Raw genomic sequence first — 19959 nt, 5'->3', positions numbered from 1 at the left:
TCCGCCCGCTCGGCTACGCCACCGGCAGTTCCGTCGTCGACAGCACCTGCTTGAGCACCATGAACGTCCGGATCTGCCGCACGCCCGGCAGATACAGCAGCTGTTCGGCATGGAGCCGGTTGTAGCCTTCGTTGTCTTTCGTGCGCACGAGCATGAAGTAATCGAATTCGCCCGTCACGACGTGGCACTCCAGGCAGCCGGGCACCTTCTGCACCGCCTTCTCGAATGCGGTGAACGATTCCGGCGTCGAGCGATCCAGCACGACGCCGATCATCACCAGCGACCCCAGATCCAGCGCACGCGGATCCAGCAGCGCAACAATCCCCTTGATCAGCCCCAGCTCCTTGAGCCGTTCCACGCGGCGCAGGCAGGCCGGCGGGCTGAGGTTCACCTTGGCTGCCAGGGCCACGTTGGAGATGGACGCATCGCGCTGGAGCGCCCGGAGAATCGCGCGATCGGTGCGATCCAAGGCGTGGCGCGCCGAAGCTGCCGACGCGTCAGAATCTTCCTGCAATTTTGTTTCGCTCTTTTTCATTTTCAAGAAATAAAGAGATTCTTCATCTGATATACGGCCCGCTCCGTTCTGGATAGTAGACGATCTTTGCAACCTCATTTCGCGGCGTTCTGCGTACCATTGGTTTCCGACATCCCGCCATTTGCGGCACTGAAGGAGCCACCTCATGAACCTGCAGCGATTTCCCCGTTATCCCCTGACGTTCGGCCCGACGCCCATCCAGCCGCTGAAACGATTGAGCGCGCACCTGGGTGGCAAGGTGGAGCTGTTTGCCAAGCGCGAAGACTGCAACAGCGGCCTGGCCTTCGGCGGCAACAAGACGCGCAAGCTCGAATACCTGATCCCGGAAGCGCTGGAGGGCGGGTACGACACGCTGGTGTCCATTGGCGGGATTCAGTCGAACCAGACGCGCCAGGTGGCCGCCGTGGCCGCGCACCTCGGCCTGAAGTGCGTGCTGGTGCAGGAAAACTGGGTGAACTACTCCGACGCCGTGTACGACCGCGTCGGCAATATCGAGATGTCGCGCATCATGGGCGCCGACGTGCGCCTCGATGCCGCAGGCTTCGACATCGGCATCCGGCCCAGCTGGGAACAGGCCATGGAAGACGTGCGCAAGCGCGGCGGCAAGCCGTTCCCGATTCCGGCCGGCTGCTCCGAACACCCGCTCGGCGGCTTGGGCTTTGTCGGTTTTGCCGAAGAAGTGCGGCAGCAGGAAGCGCAGCTGGGCTTCAAGTTCGACTACATCGTCGTCTGCTCGGTCACGGGCAGTACGCAAGCCGGCATGGTCGTCGGCTTTGCAGCGGATGGCCGGGCCGACAAGGTGATCGGCATCGACGCCTCGGCCAAGCCGGAACAGACGCGCGCGCAGATCCTCCGCATCGCACAGCACACCGCCGAACTGGTCGACCTCGGCCGAAACATCACAGAGAAGGACGTGGTGCTCGACACGCGCTATGGCGGCCCGGAATACGGCCTGCCCAATGAAGGCACGCTCGAAGCCATTCGCCTGTGCGCACGCCAGGAAGCCATGCTGACCGACCCGGTGTACGAAGGGAAATCCATGCACGGCATGATCGACATGGTGCGCAACGGTGAATTTCCCGAGGGCTCGCGCGTGCTCTACGCCCACCTGGGCGGCGTGCCGGCGCTCAACGCATACAGCTTCATCTTCCGCAACGGTTGATGCGGCGCCGCCGCGGCGGCGCATCCGGGCGCGGGCGTGCATCGCATGATCACGGCCCGCCTTCCCATCCTTCCTTCAGGCAGGACCCGTCATGACGGATTTATCGACAGGCGCCGCGTCGATGCGCTCCCTCGCGCACCGCATCGAAGACAGCGACCCAGGGGAAACCGCCGAATGGCTCGACGCGCTGGAGGCCGTCGTCCAGCATGCCGGCACCGCGCGCGCGCAGTTCCTGTTCGACCGCTTGGCGGAGCGCGCCGCAAAGCTCGGCGTCGGCACCGCCCTTGCCCGCATTACGCCCTACGCCAACACGATCCCCGTTGAGGCGCAGCCGCCGTATCCCGGTGATGTCGATACCGAAGAGCGACTGGCCGCCGCGCTGCGCTGGAACGCGCTCGCCATGGTCGTGCGCGCCAACCAGGCCTACGGCGAGCTGGGCGGGCACATCGCCAGCTACGCATCGGCCGCCGATCTGTTCGAAGTCGGCTTCAATCATTTCTTCCGAGCAGACAACGCGGCGCACGGCGGCGATCTCGTCTACTTCCAACCGCACGCATCGCCTGGCGTCTACGCACGTGCGTATCTCGAAGGCTTCCTGAGTGAAACGCAGCTCGAACACTATCGGCGCGAAATCACCGGTCCGGGGCTGTGCTCGTATCCGCATCCGTGGTTGATGCCCGAGTTCTGGCAGTTCCCGACCGGGTCGATGGGCATCGGGCCGATCAATGCGATCTACCAGGCGCGCTTCATGCGCTACCTGCACAACCGCGGGTTGCTGCAGACCGCAGAACGCAAGGTGTGGGGCTTCTTTGGCGACGGCGAAATGGACGAGCCGGAATCGATCGGAGCGCTGTCGCTGGCGGCGCGCGAGCGGCTCGACAACATCGTGTTCGTCATCAACTGCAACCTCCAGCGGCTCGACGGCCCCGTGCGCGGCAACGGCCGCATCGTCGACGAACTCGAAGCGCAGTTCACCGGTGCGGGCTGGAACGTCATCAAGGTACTGTGGGGCTCGGACTGGGATGCCCTCTTCGCCCGCGACCATTCGGGGGCCTTGCTGCGGGCATTCGCGCAGACCGTCGACGGCCAGTTCCAGACTTTCTCCGCCAACGACGGCGCCTACAACCGGGAGCGCTTCTTCGGCCAGAACCCCGAGCTTGCCGCGCTCGTCTCGCATTTCACCAACGAAGACATCGACCGCCTGCGCCGCGGCGGCCACGACGTGCGCAAGCTCCACTCCGCCTACGCCCGCGCGCTGCAGCACAAGGGCCAGCCCACCGTGATCCTCGCCAAGACGATGAAAGGCTTTGGCATGGGCAGCGTTGGGCAAGGTCGGATGACGACGCACCAGCAGAAGAAGCTCGATGTCGATCAGCTCAAGGCGTTTCGCGATCGCTTCGGCCTGCCGCTGTCGGACACCGACGTCGAGCAATTGAAGTTTTACAAGCCAGCGCCAAACAGCCCGGAGATGCAATACCTGCATGCGCGCCGGGCTGCCCTCGGAGGCTATCTGCCCAGACGGCGGAAGGCGGCAACGCAGGCGCTGACCGTGCCTGCGTTGCCATCCTGGGGACAATTCGCACTGCAAGCCGAAGGCCGCGAGATGTCGACCACGATGGCGATCGTGCGCATGTTCGGCAACCTCCTGAAAGACGACACGCTGGGCCCGCGCATGGTGCCGGTGGTGGCGGACGAGGCGCGCACCTTCGGCATGGCGAGCATGTTCCGCCAGGTCGGCATCTATTCGCCGCTGGGCCAGCAATACGAACCGGAAGATCTGGGTTCGATGCTGTATTACCGCGAAGACACGGGCGGGCAGATCCTCGAGGAAGGCATCTCGGAGGCCGGCGCCATCTCGTCGTGGATTGCCGCCGCCACCGCCTACAGCACGCACGATCTGCCGATGCTGCCGTTCTACATCTACTACTCGATGTTCGGCTTCCAGCGCATCGGCGATCTCATCTGGGCAGCGGCAGACCAGCGCGCGCGCGGCTTCCTGATCGGTGCCACGGCGGGCAAGACAACGCTCGGCGGAGAAGGCCTGCAGCATCAGGACGGCGCGAGCCATCTTGCCGCATCCACCGTGCCGAACTGCCGCGCGTGGGACCCGGCCTTTGCCTACGAGGTGGCCGTCATCCTCGACGAAGGCATGCGCGCAATGCTGGAGCGCCAGGAGGACACGTTCTACTACCTCACGGTGACGAACGAGAACTACGCGCAGCCGTCGATGCCGGATCGTGACGTGCGCGAGGGCATTCTCAAAGGGATGTATCCGCTGACGCCGCAACGTCTGCCGACCGCGCGCGTGCAGTTGCTCGGCTCCGGCGCCATCCTGGGCGAAGTCATGGCCGCCGCGCAGATGCTCCAGGACGACTGGAACATCGACGCGGCCACCTGGAGCGTCACGAGCTTTTCCGAGCTGCACCGCGAGGCCATCGCTGCGGAGCGCGTCGCCCGCCTGGGCGAAGAAGCCGCGCCTTCGTACGTAGAGACCGTCTTGCGCGCATCACGCGGCCCCGTCGTCGCGGCCACCGACTATGTGCGCGCCGTGCCGGAGCTGATCCGTGCACATGTGCCGCGCCGCTACGTCACGCTCGGCACCGACGGCTTCGGCCGCAGCGATTCCCGCAGGGCGCTGCGCGCGTTCTTCGAAGTGGACCGCGCGTCCATCGTCATCGCCGCACTGAAGGCGCTCGCCGACGACGGTGAACTGGATCACGCCGTGGTGCGTGAGGCGGCTGCACGCTACGGCAAACACGCGACCATGGCCGACGCGCCGTGGATGCGCTGAACAATCTGCACTCGCGAAGCATTGAGCTCGGCTCACCGAGATCGAAGCTCGACGTTTGAGGCTTTTTTCTCGACGTGTGGAGCTAATTGCTTGGCGCGCCGAGCTTTTTGCTCGGCGTGTCGAGCTTTTTACTCCGCGCGCCGAGCTTTTTACTCCGCGTGCCGAGCTTTTTGCTCCGTGTGTCGAGCTTTTTGCTCGGCGTGCCGAGCTTTTTGCTCGACGGTTGAGGCTCAGAGCTCGACCCACGAGGCTTTTTGCTCGACAGCCCGAGCTTTTTGCCTCGCGCGTCGCGCTTTGCTGTCGGCGCGTGGTGCGCCGAATCGCGGCGGTGGCTGCGGCCGATGCATCGGCGCAGCGAAATACGCCCAGGCAGGGTCTTCTGAAATCGGTCGTGCGGCGGGTTGAGCCAGGGGCGTTTCGTCAGCGCCCTTTTTCGTTTCCAAATGTTACGGCGTGCATCCCGGTCGACTTCGCGTAGCGCAAGCAGCGAGGCCCTGCAGTACATTCCATGCCATGGAAAAAGCCCTGACTTGCTCGTCTCTTGTCCTGCTAGCCTTGCTCGGTGCGTGCGCATCGCACCCTCAACAGCAGCCCGTTGATTCGACCACCGCCGCCGCGGCCGCCACTGACGCCAGCGCAGACAACGGCTGGCAGGTGCTGCGCGCCAACTACATGGCGTGCGTGCAGCGCCAAGCCGATAGCGGCGTGCCGGGCACCACGCAGACGAAGTCCGTGGTCGCCGCCGCGCTCGACGCCTGCGAAGGCGACCTGCGCACCATGCACGACGGTTTCCGCGACCATCTCAGCGCGTCGATGTCTTCGTCCGGCGCGCGCAAGGCCGCCGACCGCGTCACCAAAGACACCCGCGAGAAGGCCCGCGTCTATCTGATCGGTTACGTCGACCACGCGCGCTACCTGGCGAAGTCGCGCTGAGCGCTTAGCGCGCTTGGCCGCTCAGAGCATCTCGAGCGCGCGCGGCCCCTTGGGCGGCGGGAAGATGCTGTCCAGCGTCGCAAGCTGCTCAGCCGTGAGCGTGTGCGACAGCGCCCCGATGTTCTCGCGCAAGCGGTCACGGTGGCCGGTCTTGGGAATCGCGATGATGTCGTCATTCGCCAACAGCCACGCGAGCGCCACCTGTGCCGGCGTCATGCCGGACTCCTGCGCAAAGCGCACCAGCTTCGGATGCCGAACGAGCCGCGCCTGCTCAATGGGCGAATAGGCCATCACCGGCACACGGCGCTCGCGCAGCCAGGGCAACACATCCCATTCGATGCCGCGCCGGCTGAGGTTGTAGAGCAGCTGGTTGACGGCGGTCTGATCGCCGCCGGGCGCGTCCCACCACTCCTCCATATCGGACAGGTCAAGATTGCTCACGCCGTACTGGCGGATCTTGCCGTCGCGCTGCAGGGCCTGCAGGCCTTCCAAGGTGTCTTCGAACGGCACATCGCCACGCCAGTGCAGCAGGTACAAATCGAGCCGGTCGGTGCCGAGGCGGCGCAGGCTGCGCTCGCACGCCGCGGCGATACCGCGCCGGTTGGCGTTGTGCGGATAGACCTTGCTGACGAGAAAGACCTCATCGCGCCGTCCGTCAATGGCCTCGCCAATCAATGATTCGGAGAGGCCTTCGCCGTACATCTCGGCCGTGTCGATCAGGCGCAAACCCAGGTCGAGGCCCAGGCGCAGCGTGGCGATTTCTTCGGCACGGGTGGCGCGGTTGTCGCCCATGTTCCAGGTGCCCATGCCGAGTGCAGGGACGCGTTCGCCGTTGGGCAGAGTGACGTGTTTCATGTCGTGCTTTCCGATCGGTCAGGCAAAACATGAATCTACAAGAGACGCGGCGCGCCGGTAAGGGCGCGCCCGTCCGCTCAGAAAATACGGCTAGCGCGCCTGACGTTGCGCCGCCCACCGGCGATAGCGCCGCGACTGGCAGGCCGCGGCCAGCTGCTGCTCGATCAGCGCCCGCAGGGGCGACACGCCAGGGGCCGTCGTGCGCCCCTTGCTCAACCGGCCGAGCTGAAACTTGACGACAGCCATGTTGGCGAGTGCGCCCAGCGCCTTGCTCTTCCACGTGATGGGCTGCAGCACCGGCGCGCTGTTCTTGCCGCCCGCCCAGTCGCGCGGCAGGTTCGGATCGATGGACAACGCCGTCGCAATGCCGACCATATCGACACCGCTGTCGACCACCTGCTCCGCCACGGCCCGGCGCCGGATGCCGCCCGTGACCATCAGCGGCATGCGGGCAATGCCGGCAATGTCGCGGGCGAATTCCAGGAAATACGCTTCGCGGGCGAGTGTGCGGCCATCGCGCGCCTGCCCTTGCATGGCCGGCACTTCGTAGCTGCCGCCGGAGAGTTCAACGAGGTCGACGCCCAGCGGATTGAGCAGCTCGACGACCTGCTTCGCATCGTCCGGACTGAAGCCGCCGCGCTGGAAATCGGCCGAGTTCAGCTTGACCGCCACCACAAACTCCGGCGACACGGCGGCGCGCACGCTGCGCACGATATCGAGCAGCAGGCGCGCGCGATTCTCGATCGGGCCGCCCCACTGGTCCTGCCGACGGTTGGAAATGGGCGACAGAAACTGGCTCAGCAGATAGCCATGCGCGGCGTGGATCTGCACGCCGGTAAAGCCGCTCTGCTCGGCCAGTTGCGCGCTACGCGTGAAGCGCTGCTGGACCTCGCGGATATCCGCCTCGGTCATCTCGCGCGGCACCGGAAACTGCTTGGACAGCGCGCCCAGCGCCAGCGGAACTGCCGAAGGCGCCACCGTCGGCTGCCCGAGCGATGCCGGCATCTGGCGCCCCGGATGGTTGATCTGCACCCACGCATGCGCACCATGCGCGCGCGCCGCCTGGGCCCAGCGGCGAAAGCGCTCGAGATGCGCGCCGTCTTCCAGCACGACGCCGTTGGGGCCGGTCATGGCGCGGTGGTCGACCATCACATTGCCGGTCAGGATCAGGCCGGCACCGCCTGCGGCCCAGGCCTCATACAGACGCAGCAACGCGTCGGAAGGCGCGTGATCGGCATCGGCCATGTTTTCTTCCATGGCGGCTTTGGCCAGGCGGTTTGGAATCACCGCGCCGTTGGGCAGAACGAGGGGCGTGAAGAGCTTCATGGTGGCATCCGCGAGGGATTTGACATTTGACGACACCTGAACCCTAAGCTTAAAGTCAACTTGAATGTCAAGCCTGCGGAGCACGCACATGAAGATTGGTGAACTGGCCCGCCTGAGCGGCGTGGCCGCCTCCCGCATCCGGTTTTATGAAGCCAGCGGCCTGTTGCAGCCGGCGGAGCGCCAATCCAATGGCTATCGGGAGTACGCGCCGGAATCGGTGACGCGGCTGCAGATCATCCTGCGCGCGCAAAGCGCGGGGTTCTCGCTGGAAGAGATTCGCGCGCTCTTGCCCGGACACCAAGGCGCGTGGCCACGCGAGGACCTGCTGCAAGCGCTGCGCAGCAAGGTCGCGGAAATCGATGTGCTTGAACAGCGCCTGGCGCAAAACAAGCGCGACCTGCTTGCGCTCATCCGCGAAGTGGACCACGAGCCCGACGGCGAAGACTGCGCCGACCGCGCCCGCCGCGTGTTCGACAAGATGAACCTCCGGCCGCTGGAACAACCTGCCGCCGAACCGCAGGTGCGCGCCACAAGAAAGCGCGGCTGACGCCGCAGCCTATTCCGAGACACGCTCGAACGTGTCGGCGTTGGTCATGACCGAGTGCGGCCACGCGCGCTTGCCCTCGCCATCTGCGGCTTGGTCCGACACGACGTGCCACACCGTCTCCAACTTGCCTGCACGCAGCACGCCGGTGAACGCGCACACCATGTCGCCCTTGGGCGTCGCACCGGCAAAGGCGAATGCGATGCAATCGCCGTGGCAGGTTCCGACCACGTCGTAATCCCGCCCAAAGAAGCCGCTGTCGTGCAGCGCCGTGCGGAATGTGCCGGACAGCCGCTCGCCCTCTTCTTTCAATGTCACGACGGAGCCGTACTGGTTCCGCCAACTGCCCGTCCAGGTTGCCATTTCGCCTCCTCGCATCTTTCTCGTGCTGAACGTATGTCGGCCAGCAGGACACATACCGCTCTGCCAGCACCGCAGTGCTGAGTCGGGAATGGCAATTGCGTCCTCCCCCGCGCGCGATGTCGCAAACGCCGGCATCGAGACCAAAGGAAACGCACTTCAGATCGCCTGACAGCACATCGCAGAGCGACCGTTCGCGCCCCCGGTGCAGGCCATGCAGTAACGCTTACGCACGGCTTTGTACAAAGGCCATCCGCGCGACGAAACAAGCACCGTCCCTTACAAAACACGCTGGAGACAACGATGCTGAGCCCACACGAAATTGCGACGCTGGTTCTGCTCTGCGGCGACTCGCACCCACGGGATCTGGATACGCTCGATATGGAAACGCTGCTGGCGCTCCAGCTCATCACGCTGGAACGCCCAAGCCCCGGCGTGAGCGAGCCGCGCGTCACGCTGCAGGGGCATGCGTTGTTGAAGTCGTTGGGCGTGCTGCGGGCGCGCCGCAAGGGGATGCTGGCGGCGGTGGCATAACGGGCACGAGCCGGCACGAAGCGGGCACGGAACCGAATCAAAAACCGCCCAGGGCGTGACGCAGCAGCAAGGCAGACAGCACCAGCATCGTCACGCCAATCAACCCATCCAACACCTGCCACGCCTTCGGCCGGGCAAACCATGGTGCGAGCCAGCGCGCGCCAAAGCCCAGCGACACAAACCAGAAGAGGCTGGCCGACCCTGCGCCCGCCACAAACCAGCCCCGCAATGCCGAGGCTTGCTGCGCGCCAATGCTGCCCACGAGCAGCACCGTATCCAGATAGACGTGCGGATTGAGCAGCGTAAAGGCCGCCGCCTGCGCCAGCGCCGCGCGCCGGCTGAGACCGTCTCCGCCTGCGGACGCCCGTAACTGGTTGGAATGCCGCGCCCGCCGCAGCGCCTGCACGCCATACAGCAACAGGAACGCGGCGCCCGCCAAGGCCAGAAATCGCGCGACGCTGGGTCGTTCGCCCAACGCCTGCGCCATACCCAGCACGCCCACCAGGATCAGCACCGCATCGGCCATCGCACAGAACAGCACGACGCTGCCCACATGCTCACGGCGCAGGCCCTGACGCAGCACGAACGCGTTCTGCGCGCCGATGGCCACGATCAGGCCGAAGCTCAGGGCCAAGCCCTGCAGGAAGACGGAAGAGGAAGTTGCAATCGAGGTCGTCATGCGCGCAGCTTGCCGGCCCGATTGAATGAAGACAAACTATCTTTTCTTCATTCAATTCAGTTTCTCTAATTTACGTGCTGGATTATTCCGCCCTGGCAGCGTTGGCCGCCGTCATCCGAGAAGGCAGCTTCGAGCGGGCAGCCCGCGCCCTGCACGTCACGCCGTCGGCCATTTCGCAGCGCATCCGGCTACTGGAAGAACGCGTGGGCTGCGCGCTGGTCGTGCGCGACCAGCCGTGCCGCCCGACCGAAACCGGCCGGCGGCTTTGCCAGCACGTCGATCGCGTGCGGCTGCTCGAACAGGAACTGCAAGGCGCGCTGCCAACGCTGGCGCCGGAAGGCGTCGCGCGCGTTGCGCTGCCCATTGCCGTGAATGCCGACAGCCTGGCGACGTGGCTCGCGCCGGCCATCGCCACATTCGCTGCGGCCCACCCGGTGTTGATGGAGGTCGCCGTGGACGACCAGGATCACACCAGCGAGTGGCTGCGCAGCGGTGCCGTGCTGGCAGCCGTTACCGCCACCGCGCGGCCGGCCACGGGCTGCAACAGCCGTCCTCTTGGCGCCATGCGTTATCTGGCTGCGGCCAGCCCTGCTTTCGTTCAACAATATTTCGCGGACGGTGTCGGTGCAGGTGAACTGGCGAAGGCGCCCTGCCTCGTGTTCAACACCAAGGATGCGTTGCAGGCCACGTGGGCGCGGCGCCTGTGCCATCGGCATGTGGAATTGCCGCGCCATCTGCTGCCCTCGTCACAGGCGTTTGTGACTGCGGCCGTGGCGGGCATGGGCTGGGGGCTGCATCCGCATGCGCTGATTGCGCAGCATCTTGAAGACGGTTCGCTGGTCGAGCTGGTGCCGGATACGCCGTTGGACGTTCCGCTGTATTGGCAGCACGCGCGGGCGGCCTCCGCGCTGCTCGACGAACTCAGCCGCGAGGTGCTGACGGCGGCGCGGGCCGCGCTACTTGCACCTTGAGCGTTACAGCGCGTTCAACGGAATCTTGAGGTACTGCACGCCGTTCGGCTCCGCCGGGGGCAACATGCCCGCGCGAATGTTCACCTGGATGGCCGGCAGCATCAGCGTGGGCATGCTGAGCGTGGCATCGCGCTTCGTGCGCATCTCGACGAACTCGGCCTCGGTCACACCGTCGCGCACGTGGATGTTGGCGCGACGCTGCTCGGCCACTGTGGTTTGGCACACGGCTTCGCGGCCAGCGGGCGGATAGTCGTGGCACATGTAGAGGCGCGTCTCCGGCGGCAAATCCAGCAGACGGCGAATCGACTGGTACAGCGTGCCGGCATTCCCACCCGGAAAGTCACACCGCGCGTGCCCACATCGGGCATGAACAGCGTGTCGCCCACAAACACCGCATCGCCCACCTGATACGCCATGTCTGCCGGCGTGTGGCCCGGCACAGCCAGCGCCTTGGCTTCCAGTTGGCCGATATGGAACACCTCGTCCGGCGCGAACAGGTGGTCGAACTGCGAGCCATCGAGCAGGAACGCGGGTTCGAGATTGAAGATCGGCTTGAACACGCCCTGCACGACGCGAATGCGCTCGCCAATGGCGATGCGCCCGCCGAAACGCCCACGCAGATACGGCGCGGCCGAGAGGTGATCGGCGTGCGCGTGCGTCTCCAGCAACCATTCGATGCGCAAGTCCTGCGCCTCGATGAATGCCGCAACGCGGTCGGCCGATCGCGTCGTCGTGCGGCCCGATTTCGGGTCGTAGTCGAGTACCGAGTCGATCACGGCACACGGCGTGCCGGGGCCGGCGTGCACCACGTACGTCATGGTGCAGGTATCGGGGTCGAAGAAGGATTCGATCTGGGCGTGCATGGCGGGCTTTCCCGAACAATCTATATTTTTATAGAATATCGCCTGACATTCTGTCTGCCAATAGCCGAACGACGCGAATAGAACTCCGCACCACGCCCCGATGAGCCATTCCGCTGCCACTCCCGACGCTGTGCCGCTGCCTGAGGCGGCCATTTCCATGCTGCGCGCTTCGGCGTCGCAGGCGTGTGCCGTGCTCAAGGCCATGGCCCACGAAGACCGCCTGCTGCTGCTTTGCCAACTGACGCAGGGCGAGCGCAATGTCGGCGAGCTCGAAGCGCTGGTCGGTCTGCACCAACCCAGCCTCTCGCAGCAGCTGGGCGTGCTGCGCGACGAGGGCCTCGTCACCACGCGCCGCGAAGGCAAATACATCTACTACCGGCTCGCCAGCTTCGAGGTCATCCAGATCATGCAGACGCTCTCGGAGCTGTACTGCGGCAAGGTCTTGAAAAAGATGGCGGGACACTGACCATGTCGCCCATCGAAGCGGGGTGGATCATCAGCGCGGGATTGGGCTCGGTGGTGGGGCTGATCCTCGCGCTCACGGGCGCGGGTGGCGCCATTGTCGCGGTACCGCTGCTGATTTTTGGATTGCATCTGTCGGTGCCGGAAGCCGCGCCGATTGCGCTGCTGGCAGTGGGGCTATCCGCGGGGCTGGGCGCGATGCTCGGCTTGCGGGAAGGCAAGGTGCGCTACAAGGCTGCCGGGTTGATGGCGCTGTGCGGCGTGGTGATCTCGCCGTTCGGCATCTGGGTTGCGCACCGCGTGCCGAACACACCGCTCACGCTGCTGTTTGCCGTGGTGCTCGCCTACGTGGCGCTGCGCATGTTCCGGCAGGCGCGCGCAGCGCCATCCACTGACCCGCAGCCCAGGCGAACCGCACCGCCCTGTCACCTCGACACCACCACTGCCAAACTTGTGTGGACGTTGCCGTGCGCGCGCGCATTGGCGGCGTCCGGCGTGGGCGCAGGCTTCCTGTCGGGGTTGCTGGGCGTGGGCGGCGGCTTTGTCATCGTGCCCGCATTGCGCCGCGCGACCGATCTGCCGATGCAAACCATCGTCGCCACCTCGTTGGCGGTCATTGCGCTGGTATCCACGGGCGGCGTGGTCGCCTCGGCCATCGGCGGGCATGTTGATTGGCATATCGCGCTGCCGTTTGCGGCCGGCGCGTTGACCGGCATGCTGGTGGGCCGGCGCTTTGCGCAGCATTTGGCAGGGCCGGCGCTGCAGCAAGGCTTTGCCGCGTTTGCGGGCGTCGTGGCGCTTGGGATGATCGCCCGAACTCTGATTTGACCGGCGTGTTGCGAAAGCGGTACAATCGCGGTCTTCGGGGCGTAGCGTAGTCTGGTAACGCGTCCGGTTTGGGACCGGAAGACCGCGGGTTCAAATCCTGCCGCCCCGACCAGAATTAAGCAGCAAACAGAACGGCTTACGTTGACCACGTAGGCCGTTTTTGTTTGGAGCGCGTGGCGTCATCCGACGATGCTATAAAGACAGCATCCGCATCACGCAATGCCGCCAACCTTCCCCATGAACCTTATCCTGTGGCGCCACGCTGAAGCCGAAGACGTGGCCGCATCGCTGCGCATTCAGCGCAGCACCGATCTCCAGCGAGAGCTCACCAAGCGTGGCCACAAGCAGGCCGAGAAGATGGCCGATTGGCTGCGCCCTCGCCTACCGGACGACACACTCGTACTCGCCAGCCCGGCCGTGCGCACGCAGCAGACCGCCCGCGCCCTCACCCAGCATTTCCAGACGCTGACCGCACTTGCGCCCGGGGCGGATGTCGGCGCGATCCTCGATGCACTGGACTGGCCGTCGAATACGAACCTGCTGCTCGTTGGCCATCAGCCTTGGCTCGGCCGCCTCGCCAGCCTGCTCATCGCGGGCACGGAGTTGGACTGGAGCGTGAAGAAAGCCGGTGTGTGGTGGCTCTGCCGCCGCATGCGCGAAGACGAAGCGCAGACGGTGCTGCGGGCGGTGGTGAATCCGGATCTCGTGTGACACATCACCCTGGTCACAAGATCGCCACGCAAAATTCACGCAATGGTCACGATTGACACGCTTTTGTCGCGGATCTGTCATGCAGCGTCTCTAGAATCGCCCCGAAATCCACCCTTGGGGATGCACGAATGCGAGACCTGCCCACGCCCACCCAGCCGTTGATCGACGCACTGCCGAGCCTGAATCTGGGCAACGCTCGGAGGGGCCTTCCTCGCTCACCCGAAGCTGTTCCGGCGCGTGACAAGCCTGTTCTGGCCGTTTCGTGGGCGCGCCATCAGGATGAAGTAACGGAAGCACAGCGCCTGCGCTACAAGGTGTTTGCCGAAGAAATGGGCGCCCGCCTGCCCTCGGCCCACACCGAACTCGACGTCGACATGTTCGACGCCGTGTGCGACCACCTGATCGTGCGCGACCAGAAGACGCTGCGCGTGGTCGGCACCTATCGCGTGCTGCGTCCGGACGCCGCCAAGCAGATCGGTTGCCTGTACTCCGAATCCGAATTCGACCTCGTGCGCCTGGCGCACCTGCGCCCGAAGATGGTGGAACTCGGCCGCTCGTGCGTGCACCGCGACTACCGTTCGGGCAGCGTCATCATGGCGCTGTGGGCCGGTCTGGGCGAATACATGCAGCGCCACGGCTTCGAATCGATGCTGGGCTGCGCAAGCGTGTCGATGGGCGACGGCGGTCACTTTGCTGCAAGCCTGTATCGCAGCTTCGTTGACGATGGCTCCCTCGCGCCGATCGAATACCACGCATTCCCGCGCGTAGCGCTGCCGGTGGATGAACTGAACCAGGATCTGGAAGTCGAGCCGCCTGCGCTCGTGAAGGGTTATCTGCGCCTGGGCGCCCGTATCTGCGGCGCACCGGCATGGGACCCTGACTTCAACGTCGCCGACTTCCTCACGCTGCTGCGTCTGTCGGACATCAACCCGCGCTACGCACGCCACTTCCTGCGCGGCTGATATCACGCCGAACAGCTCGCCGCAAAAGAAAACGCCCGGGTCGCTCCGGGCCGTTTTGCTTTGGATGCGGCGAGACGCTTTACACGTACACCACCTTGTAGCGGCGGCCGATGCGCTGCCACTCGTCGGCTTCCTTCATCAGGCTGTATTCGACCAGCGGGTTCTGCTCGATCCAGCTCTTCGGCAGCTCGACTTCGAAACCGCCTTCGTTGAGTTCCCCTTCGCTGTGGCGCACGCGCAAGGCCGGCAGCTGGATGGCTCCCCGCCGGCGGCACAGCACAAATGCCAGACGCAGGCTGAACAGCATCCGCCAATCGAGAAACTTGCCGCCGCCAGAGAGCTTGCCCAGCTTGCCGGCATGGCCCAGCAGCAGCGTCGCGAGGCGCGCCTGATCGGTCTTTGAAAAGCCCGGCATATCGGCATGGCTGGCGATGTACGCCGAGTGCTTGTGATATCCGCTGTGCGAGATGCTCATGCCGATCTCGTGCAGGTTGGCGGCCCAACCCAGCAACGCGAGATTGTCTTCGCGGCGCTCATCGGGCGGATCGGGAAACTGCGACAGCAGCGCCGTCGCCGCATCGCGGACGCGGCTCGCCTGCGCGCGGTCGACGTTGTAACGGCGCATGAACTGTTCGATCGTCACCGTGCGCATGTCTTCGTGATGCGTACGGCCAAGCAGGTCATACAGCACGCCCAGGCGCAAGGCGCCATCGGTCACGTCCATTCGGTCGACATCAAGTTCGGCAAACACGCCGAGCATGATCGACAGGCCGCCCGGCAGCACCGGAATCCGGTCCGCCTTCAGTCCGTTGAGCTTCAGACGGTTGGTGTTCTCCGACTTGACGAGGGCGCGCTTCAGGCGCTCCAGCCCTTCGCGGGTGATGCCGTGTTCGTTGCTCTTGTCATTGAAGCCGTTCAGCTCGATCAGCTCGGCCAGCGCACGTGCCGTACCCGATGACCCGACGGCCTGATTCCAGCCAGCCGTGCGGTACTGCTGCACGAGCACCTGGATCTCGCGACGCGCGGCAAGCTCGGCCTGCTTCATCGCGTATTCGTCAACGTTGCCGTTTGGAAAGAAATGCCGGCTGTGCGAAACGCAGCCGATGTACAGCGACTCCATCAGCTTGGGCTTGTAGCCGTTGCCGATGATGAACTCCGTAGAGCCGCCGCCGATGTCGACGACAAGCCGATTGCCCTGGCACGCCGGTGCGTCATGCGATGCACCGAGATAGATCAGCCGTGCCTCTTCGCGGCCCGCAATCACTTCGATGGGAAACCCCAGCGCGGCTTCCGCCTCGATCAGGAATTCCTGCGCATTCTTGGCCACGCGCAAGGTGTTGGTGGCCACGGCGCGGACATGCTCGGGCGGGAAATCACGCAAGCGGTCGCCAAAGCGGCGCAATGCATCGACGCCGCGCCGGCGTGCGGGCTGATCCAGGTATTTATCTTGCGTAAGCCCGGCGGCCAAACGCACCGGTTCGCGCAATGCATCGACCTGGAAGATCTGGGTACTGCTGGCACCGTTGGCACCGAGGGTTTCGTCAACGCGGCCGATCATCAGCCGGAAGCTGTTGGAGCCCATGTCGACAGCAGCCAGCAGACGGGGGGTGGGACTCATGAATGAAAACGGGAGAGGAGCAAAATCAGGGGGGCGCGGAGTATTGTCGATCGAAACAATGCGCAACAAAATATGTCTTTATTGTGTCCCGAACGTGACAAATCCGATGTGTCACAAATTTGACACTGAACTATGAAAAAGTGGCCGGATCGTCATCCGTCTGAACGCAACATGTCGACATTGCCCGCGGGCGATCTGCTCAATCGCGAACTGGGCATCCTGGAATTCAACGCCCGTGTGCTCGCCCAAGCCGCTGATCCGGGTGTCCCGCTGATGGAGCGGCTGAAATTCATCTGCATCGTGTCGAGCAATCTCGATGAGTTCTTTGAGATCCGCATTGCCGGATTGAAGGAGCAGATGCGCGACAACCCTTCGTCGGTCACGCCCGACGGCTTGTCGGTGCAGCAGGCATTTGGCGTGGTTTCGGAGCGGGTGCGGCAACTGGTCGCGCAACAGTATGCCATGTTGCAGGACGAGATCCTGCCCCTGCTGGAGAAGGAAGGCGTCTTCTTCCACATGACCACCAACTGGAACGAAGCCCAGCGCGCCTGGTGCCGCAGCTTCTTCCAACGGGAACTGGTGCCCATCCTGACGCCGATGGCGCTGGACCCGGCTCACCCCTTCCCGCGCGTGCTGAACAAGAGCCTGAACTTCATCATCGAGCTGTCGGGCAAGGATGCCTTCGGCCGTGAGGCTGAACTGGCGATCGTGCAGGCGCCGCGCGCCCTGCCCCGGCTTGTGCAGATGCCGCCGGAGCTGTCGGGCTACCCGTATGGGTTCGTGCTGCTGTCGTCGTTCATGCAAGGCTTTGTGCATGAGCTGTTCCCGCAGATCGACGTACATGGCTGCTACCAGTTCCGCGTGACGCGCAACTCCGACCTGTTCGTGTCGGAAGATGAAATCACGGACTTGCGCGAAGCGCTGCAGGGCGAACTGTCGACGCGGCACTTCGGCGATGCAGTGCGCCTGGAAATCGCGCACGACACATCGCCGGCATTGGCAGTACGTCTGTTGCAGGAGTTCGGCCTGACGGAAACGGACTGCTATCGCGTCAAGGGCCCGGTGAATCTCGTGCGCCTGCTGCAGGTGCCCGATATGGTCGACAAGCCGGTGCTGAAGTACCCACCGCACGTGCCGGCCACCGTCAAGCAGATCGCCAACAGCTCGAACGTGTTCGACGCCATTCGCCAGGGCGACATCCTGCTGCACCATCCGTACGAAAGCTTCACGCCCGTGCTGGAGCTGCTACAGCAGGCTGCGCGCGACCCCGATGTGGTCGCCATCAAGCAGACCGTCTACCGTACGGGCAACGAATCCACGGTGATGGAAGCGCTCATCAAGGCGGCGCACAACGGCAAGGAAGTGACCGTCGTCGTCGAACTGCTCGCGCGGTTTGACGAAGAGACGAACATCAACTGGGCGGACCAGTTGGAATCGGCCGGCGCACATGTCGTGTATGGCGTGGTCGGCCACAAGTGCCACGCGAAGATGCTGCTGGTGGTGCGCCGCGAGGTGTCCGGCAAGGGCAAGACCGTCAAGCTGCGCCGCTACGCACACCTCGGCACGGGCAACTACCACCCCAAGACCGCCCGCCTCTACACCGACTTCGGCCTGATGACGGCCAACGAGCAGATCTGCGAAGACGTGCATCACGTGTTCCAGCTGCTGACGGGCACGGGCGCGCAGGTCAAGCTGCATCATCTGTGGCACTCGCCGTTTACGATGCACGACAACCTGATCGAGCACATCCGAGCCGAGGCGCGTGCCGCTCGTGCGGGCAAACGTGCGCGCATCATTGGCAAGATGAACGCGCTGCTGGAGCCGGCCATCATCGACGAGCTGTACAAGGCGTCGCGTGCGGGTGTGAAGGTCGATTTAATCGTGCGCGGGGTGTGCGCGCTCAAGCCGGGCGTGCCGGGGCTGTCGGAGAACATCAGCGTGCGCTCCATCGTCGGGCGCTTCCTGGAGCATCACCGCGTCTACTACTTCCATGCCGGCGGCGAGGAAGTCGTCTATCTCTCCAGCGCCGACTGGATGGATCGCAACTTGTTCCGCCGTGTGGAAGTGGCCTTTCCCGTGCTCGATCGCAAGCTCAAGGCGCGCGTCATCAGGGAAAGCCTGCAGGTGCATCTGCGCGACAACGCATCGGCATGGGTCATGCAGCAGGACGGCCGCTACGTACAGCGCCAGACGCGCGGCAAGCACGTGCGCGTAAGCCAGCTGGAACTGCTGAACCACTTCTCGCCGCAAGCTGCTGCAGCGGCCGAGACGGCTGCCGCAGTAGCGGCGGCAACGGCGGCGGAACCCACGGTGCGCGCCCCGGTGGAGATATCGGCAGGCTGATCCACCAACCGGGAGGCAAACGAAAACGCACGCTCAACAGCGTGCGTTTTTCATTGGCTCAGTGGCGGGAAGAAGTTCGAGTCAGGCAACGCGCTCGTCGGTCACGGTGGCGCTGCGCACGACCGTGCGCTCCGGCGGAAACACGGCGCGGAACGTGCTCCCCTTGCCATGCTCGCTGGTCACCTGCAGCTCTCCGCCGTGACGCGACAGCACGTGCTTCACAATGGCCAGGCCCAGCCCGGTGCCGCCGGTGTCGCGTGAACGGCTGCGGTCCACGCGATAGAAACGCTCGGTCAAACGCGGAATATGCTCGGGTGCAATGCCGATCCCCGTGTCGGTAACGGAGTACACCGCGTGGCCGTCGCGCACGCCCCAATCGAGGCGGATACTGCCGCCATCCGGCGTGTAGCGCACCGCGTTGGACGCGAGGTTGCTGAACGCGGAAAGCAGTTCTAGCTCGGCGCCGCACACGCTCACGGCCGGGTCGCACGTCATGCTGACCGTGTGCCGGCCCGCAGACAGCGCTTCGATGTCGTGCTGGAGCTGCAGCATCATGCGCTGCATCGGCACCGGCGCCAGCGATGGCGGTTCGGAGTTGCCTTCCAGCGTGGCGAGCGCCAGCAAGTCTTCCACCAGGTGCTGCATGCGCATGGCCTGCGTATGCATCATGTCCAGGTAACGCCGCTTGTCTTCTTCGGGCAACGGAAGGTCGCGCACCGTCTCGAGAAAGCCCGAGAGCACCGTCAGCGGCGTCTTCAGCTCGTGCGAGACGTTGGCCACGAAATCGCGGCGCATCGCTTCGGTGTTCTCCAGCTTGGTGATGTCCTGCGACACCAGCAGCTTGCGGTCTTCGCCATACGGCAAGATCTGGGCGGAAACGATGCTTTGCTTGTGCGGGCCCACGTCATGCATGGTGAGCGGCTCCTCGAACTCGCCGCGCGCCAGGTAGCGCACGAACTCCGGTCGGCGGATCAGGTGGGTAATGCGTTGGCGCAGGTCACGCTTGGCGGACAGGCCGAAGTGCTCTTCAGCTACCGCGTTGCACCATTCGATCTGGTCTTCACCGTCAAGCATCAGCACGCCGTTGGGCGATGCCTGAATGGCCTGGATGAAACGGCTGTGCTGTTGCTCGACCTGCAGCACCTGGGTGCGCCAGCCTTTCATCAGCCGATGCAGGCGGTAATAGACCTCGCCCCACAGGCCGAGCGCGCTGGGGATCTCGCCATAGGCCGGCGAATCCAGCACGCGCCACAGGCGCTGGATCTGGTAGATGTAATAAAGCAGCATCGCAAGCAGCATTGCGCTGAGCACGCCCAGCGCAACGACAGGAGCGACGAAGAGGTACAGGCATGCCGTGACGATGCCCATGAGGACGGCAAAGACGGCAAAGCGGGTCCAGAAGACGTTCATGAAGGCATTCTAAGCGCTGGACCGCGACGGGCGTGTGAACGCGCGATTGAAAAAAGCCTCGCGCGCGCGTCT

At 64.7% G+C, this 19959-nt stretch carries 19 protein-coding genes, 1 tRNA gene and 1 pseudogene; 12 read left to right on the top strand and 9 right to left on the bottom strand.

Annotated elements, in window-relative coordinates; genetic code table 11:
• Positions 1-13: 13 nt before the first annotated feature.
• Positions 14-535 (bottom strand): Lrp/AsnC family transcriptional regulator, encoded by a 522-nt coding sequence (locus tag FUT88_RS07870; RefSeq protein ID WP_027681186.1) that lies wholly within the window; start codon positions 533-535, stop codon positions 14-16.
• Between the two features lie 145 nt (positions 536-680).
• Between FUT88_RS07870 and FUT88_RS07865 the strand changes: the two genes are divergently transcribed.
• Together FUT88_RS07865 and mdeB are read left to right on the top strand one after the other, a co-directional pair.
• On the top strand, positions 681-1697 hold the full coding sequence (locus FUT88_RS07865; RefSeq protein ID WP_027681185.1) for a 1-aminocyclopropane-1-carboxylate deaminase: 1017 nt from the start codon (positions 681-683) through the stop codon (positions 1695-1697).
• A gap of 91 nt (positions 1698-1788) precedes the next feature.
• A complete protein-coding gene (gene mdeB / locus FUT88_RS07860; RefSeq protein WP_147214504.1) occupies positions 1789-4488 on the top strand; it encodes an alpha-ketoglutarate dehydrogenase in 2700 nt (899 codons plus the stop codon).
• 82 nt (positions 4489-4570) lie between these two features.
• On the opposite strand, the gene FUT88_RS07855 is transcribed toward mdeB, so the two are convergent.
• Entirely contained in the window at positions 4571-4993 is a 423-nt protein-coding gene (locus tag FUT88_RS07855; RefSeq protein ID WP_147214503.1) for a hypothetical protein, read from the bottom strand.
• 8 nt (positions 4994-5001) lie between these two features.
• Here FUT88_RS07855 and FUT88_RS07850 point away from each other — a divergent pair, with 8 nt between their 5' ends.
• Positions 5002-5421: a hypothetical protein gene (locus FUT88_RS07850; protein WP_147214502.1), complete on the top strand. Its 420-nt coding sequence runs from the start codon at positions 5002-5004 to the stop codon at positions 5419-5421.
• A gap of 21 nt (positions 5422-5442) precedes the next feature.
• Here FUT88_RS07850 and FUT88_RS07845 read toward each other — a convergent pair whose 3' ends face one another.
• Together FUT88_RS07845 and FUT88_RS07840 are read right to left on the bottom strand one after the other, a co-directional pair.
• The gene (locus tag FUT88_RS07845) at positions 5443-6276 is read right to left on the bottom strand and encodes an aldo/keto reductase (protein WP_147214501.1); all 834 of its coding nucleotides are present in this window, start codon (positions 6274-6276) and stop codon (positions 5443-5445) included.
• Between the two features lie 90 nt (positions 6277-6366).
• Positions 6367-7602: an NADH:flavin oxidoreductase/NADH oxidase family protein gene (locus FUT88_RS07840; RefSeq protein WP_147214500.1), complete on the bottom strand. Its 1236-nt coding sequence runs from the start codon at positions 7600-7602 to the stop codon at positions 6367-6369.
• An 88-nt stretch (positions 7603-7690) separates the two neighbouring features.
• Between FUT88_RS07840 and FUT88_RS07835 the strand changes: the two genes are divergently transcribed.
• Positions 7691-8149 carry a MerR family transcriptional regulator gene (locus FUT88_RS07835; RefSeq protein ID WP_147214499.1) on the top strand — a complete coding sequence of 153 codons (459 nt, stop codon included), beginning with the start codon at positions 7691-7693 and terminating at the stop codon, positions 8147-8149.
• A gap of 9 nt (positions 8150-8158) precedes the next feature.
• Here the strand turns inward: FUT88_RS07835 and FUT88_RS07830 are convergent, their stop codons facing one another.
• On the bottom strand, positions 8159-8509 hold the full coding sequence (locus FUT88_RS07830; RefSeq protein ID WP_147214498.1) for an avidin/streptavidin family protein: 351 nt from the start codon (positions 8507-8509) through the stop codon (positions 8159-8161).
• A gap of 300 nt (positions 8510-8809) precedes the next feature.
• Here FUT88_RS07830 and FUT88_RS07825 point away from each other — a divergent pair, with 300 nt between their 5' ends.
• Positions 8810-9040 (top strand): hypothetical protein, encoded by a 231-nt coding sequence (locus FUT88_RS07825; protein WP_147214497.1) that lies wholly within the window; start codon positions 8810-8812, stop codon positions 9038-9040.
• 37 nt (positions 9041-9077) lie between these two features.
• Here FUT88_RS07825 and FUT88_RS07820 read toward each other — a convergent pair whose 3' ends face one another.
• The gene (locus FUT88_RS07820; RefSeq protein ID WP_147214496.1) at positions 9078-9719 is read right to left on the bottom strand and encodes a LysE/ArgO family amino acid transporter; all 642 of its coding nucleotides are present in this window, start codon (positions 9717-9719) and stop codon (positions 9078-9080) included.
• Positions 9720-9793: 74 nt separating this feature from the next.
• On the opposite strand from FUT88_RS07820, the gene FUT88_RS07815 reads away from it, so the two are divergent.
• Complete coding sequence (locus FUT88_RS07815) at positions 9794-10690, top strand: LysR family transcriptional regulator ArgP (RefSeq protein ID WP_147214495.1); 897 nt, start codon at positions 9794-9796, stop codon at positions 10688-10690.
• A 3-nt stretch (positions 10691-10693) separates the two neighbouring features.
• Here FUT88_RS07815 and FUT88_RS07810 read toward each other — a convergent pair.
• Positions 10694-11553: pseudogene (locus FUT88_RS07810) on the bottom strand (MBL fold metallo-hydrolase).
• A gap of 100 nt (positions 11554-11653) precedes the next feature.
• Between FUT88_RS07810 and FUT88_RS07805 the strand changes: the two are divergent.
• The 5 genes from FUT88_RS07805 (at position 11654) to FUT88_RS07785 (ending at position 14516) form a co-directional block, all read left to right on the top strand.
• Positions 11654-12019: an ArsR/SmtB family transcription factor gene (locus FUT88_RS07805; RefSeq protein WP_147214494.1), complete on the top strand. Its 366-nt coding sequence runs from the start codon at positions 11654-11656 to the stop codon at positions 12017-12019.
• Positions 12020-12021: 2 nt separating this feature from the next.
• Positions 12022-12843, top strand: a complete 822-nt coding sequence (locus tag FUT88_RS07800; RefSeq protein WP_147214493.1) for a sulfite exporter TauE/SafE family protein — start codon at positions 12022-12024, stop codon at positions 12841-12843.
• 35 nt (positions 12844-12878) lie between these two features.
• Positions 12879-12955, top strand: a tRNA-Pro gene (locus FUT88_RS07795).
• Positions 12956-13080: 125 nt separating this feature from the next.
• Positions 13081-13554: a phosphohistidine phosphatase SixA gene (sixA, locus tag FUT88_RS07790; RefSeq protein ID WP_147214492.1), complete on the top strand. Its 474-nt coding sequence runs from the start codon at positions 13081-13083 to the stop codon at positions 13552-13554.
• Between the two features lie 128 nt (positions 13555-13682).
• Positions 13683-14516, top strand: a complete 834-nt coding sequence (locus FUT88_RS07785; protein ID WP_027681170.1) for a GNAT family N-acetyltransferase — start codon at positions 13683-13685, stop codon at positions 14514-14516.
• Positions 14517-14595: 79 nt separating this feature from the next.
• On the opposite strand, the gene ppx is transcribed toward FUT88_RS07785, so the two are convergent.
• Positions 14596-16134 (bottom strand): exopolyphosphatase, encoded by a 1539-nt coding sequence (gene ppx / locus FUT88_RS07780; protein ID WP_147214491.1) that lies wholly within the window; start codon positions 16132-16134, stop codon positions 14596-14598.
• A gap of 171 nt (positions 16135-16305) precedes the next feature.
• Here ppx and ppk1 point away from each other — a divergent pair, with 171 nt between their 5' ends.
• Complete coding sequence (gene ppk1, locus FUT88_RS07775; RefSeq protein ID WP_147214490.1) at positions 16306-18477, top strand: polyphosphate kinase 1; 2172 nt, start codon at positions 16306-16308, stop codon at positions 18475-18477.
• Positions 18478-18558: 81 nt separating this feature from the next.
• On the opposite strand, the gene phoR is transcribed toward ppk1, so the two are convergent.
• Positions 18559-19887 (bottom strand): phosphate regulon sensor histidine kinase PhoR, encoded by a 1329-nt coding sequence (gene phoR, locus FUT88_RS07770; protein ID WP_147214489.1) that lies wholly within the window; start codon positions 19885-19887, stop codon positions 18559-18561.
• Positions 19888-19959 lie beyond the last annotated feature (72 nt).

The organism is Ralstonia sp. TCR112, from assembly GCF_007997035.1.
GTDB lineage: Bacteria > Pseudomonadota > Gammaproteobacteria > Burkholderiales > Burkholderiaceae > Ralstonia > Ralstonia edaphi.
This window is presented reverse-complemented; position numbering and strand designations above follow the sequence as displayed.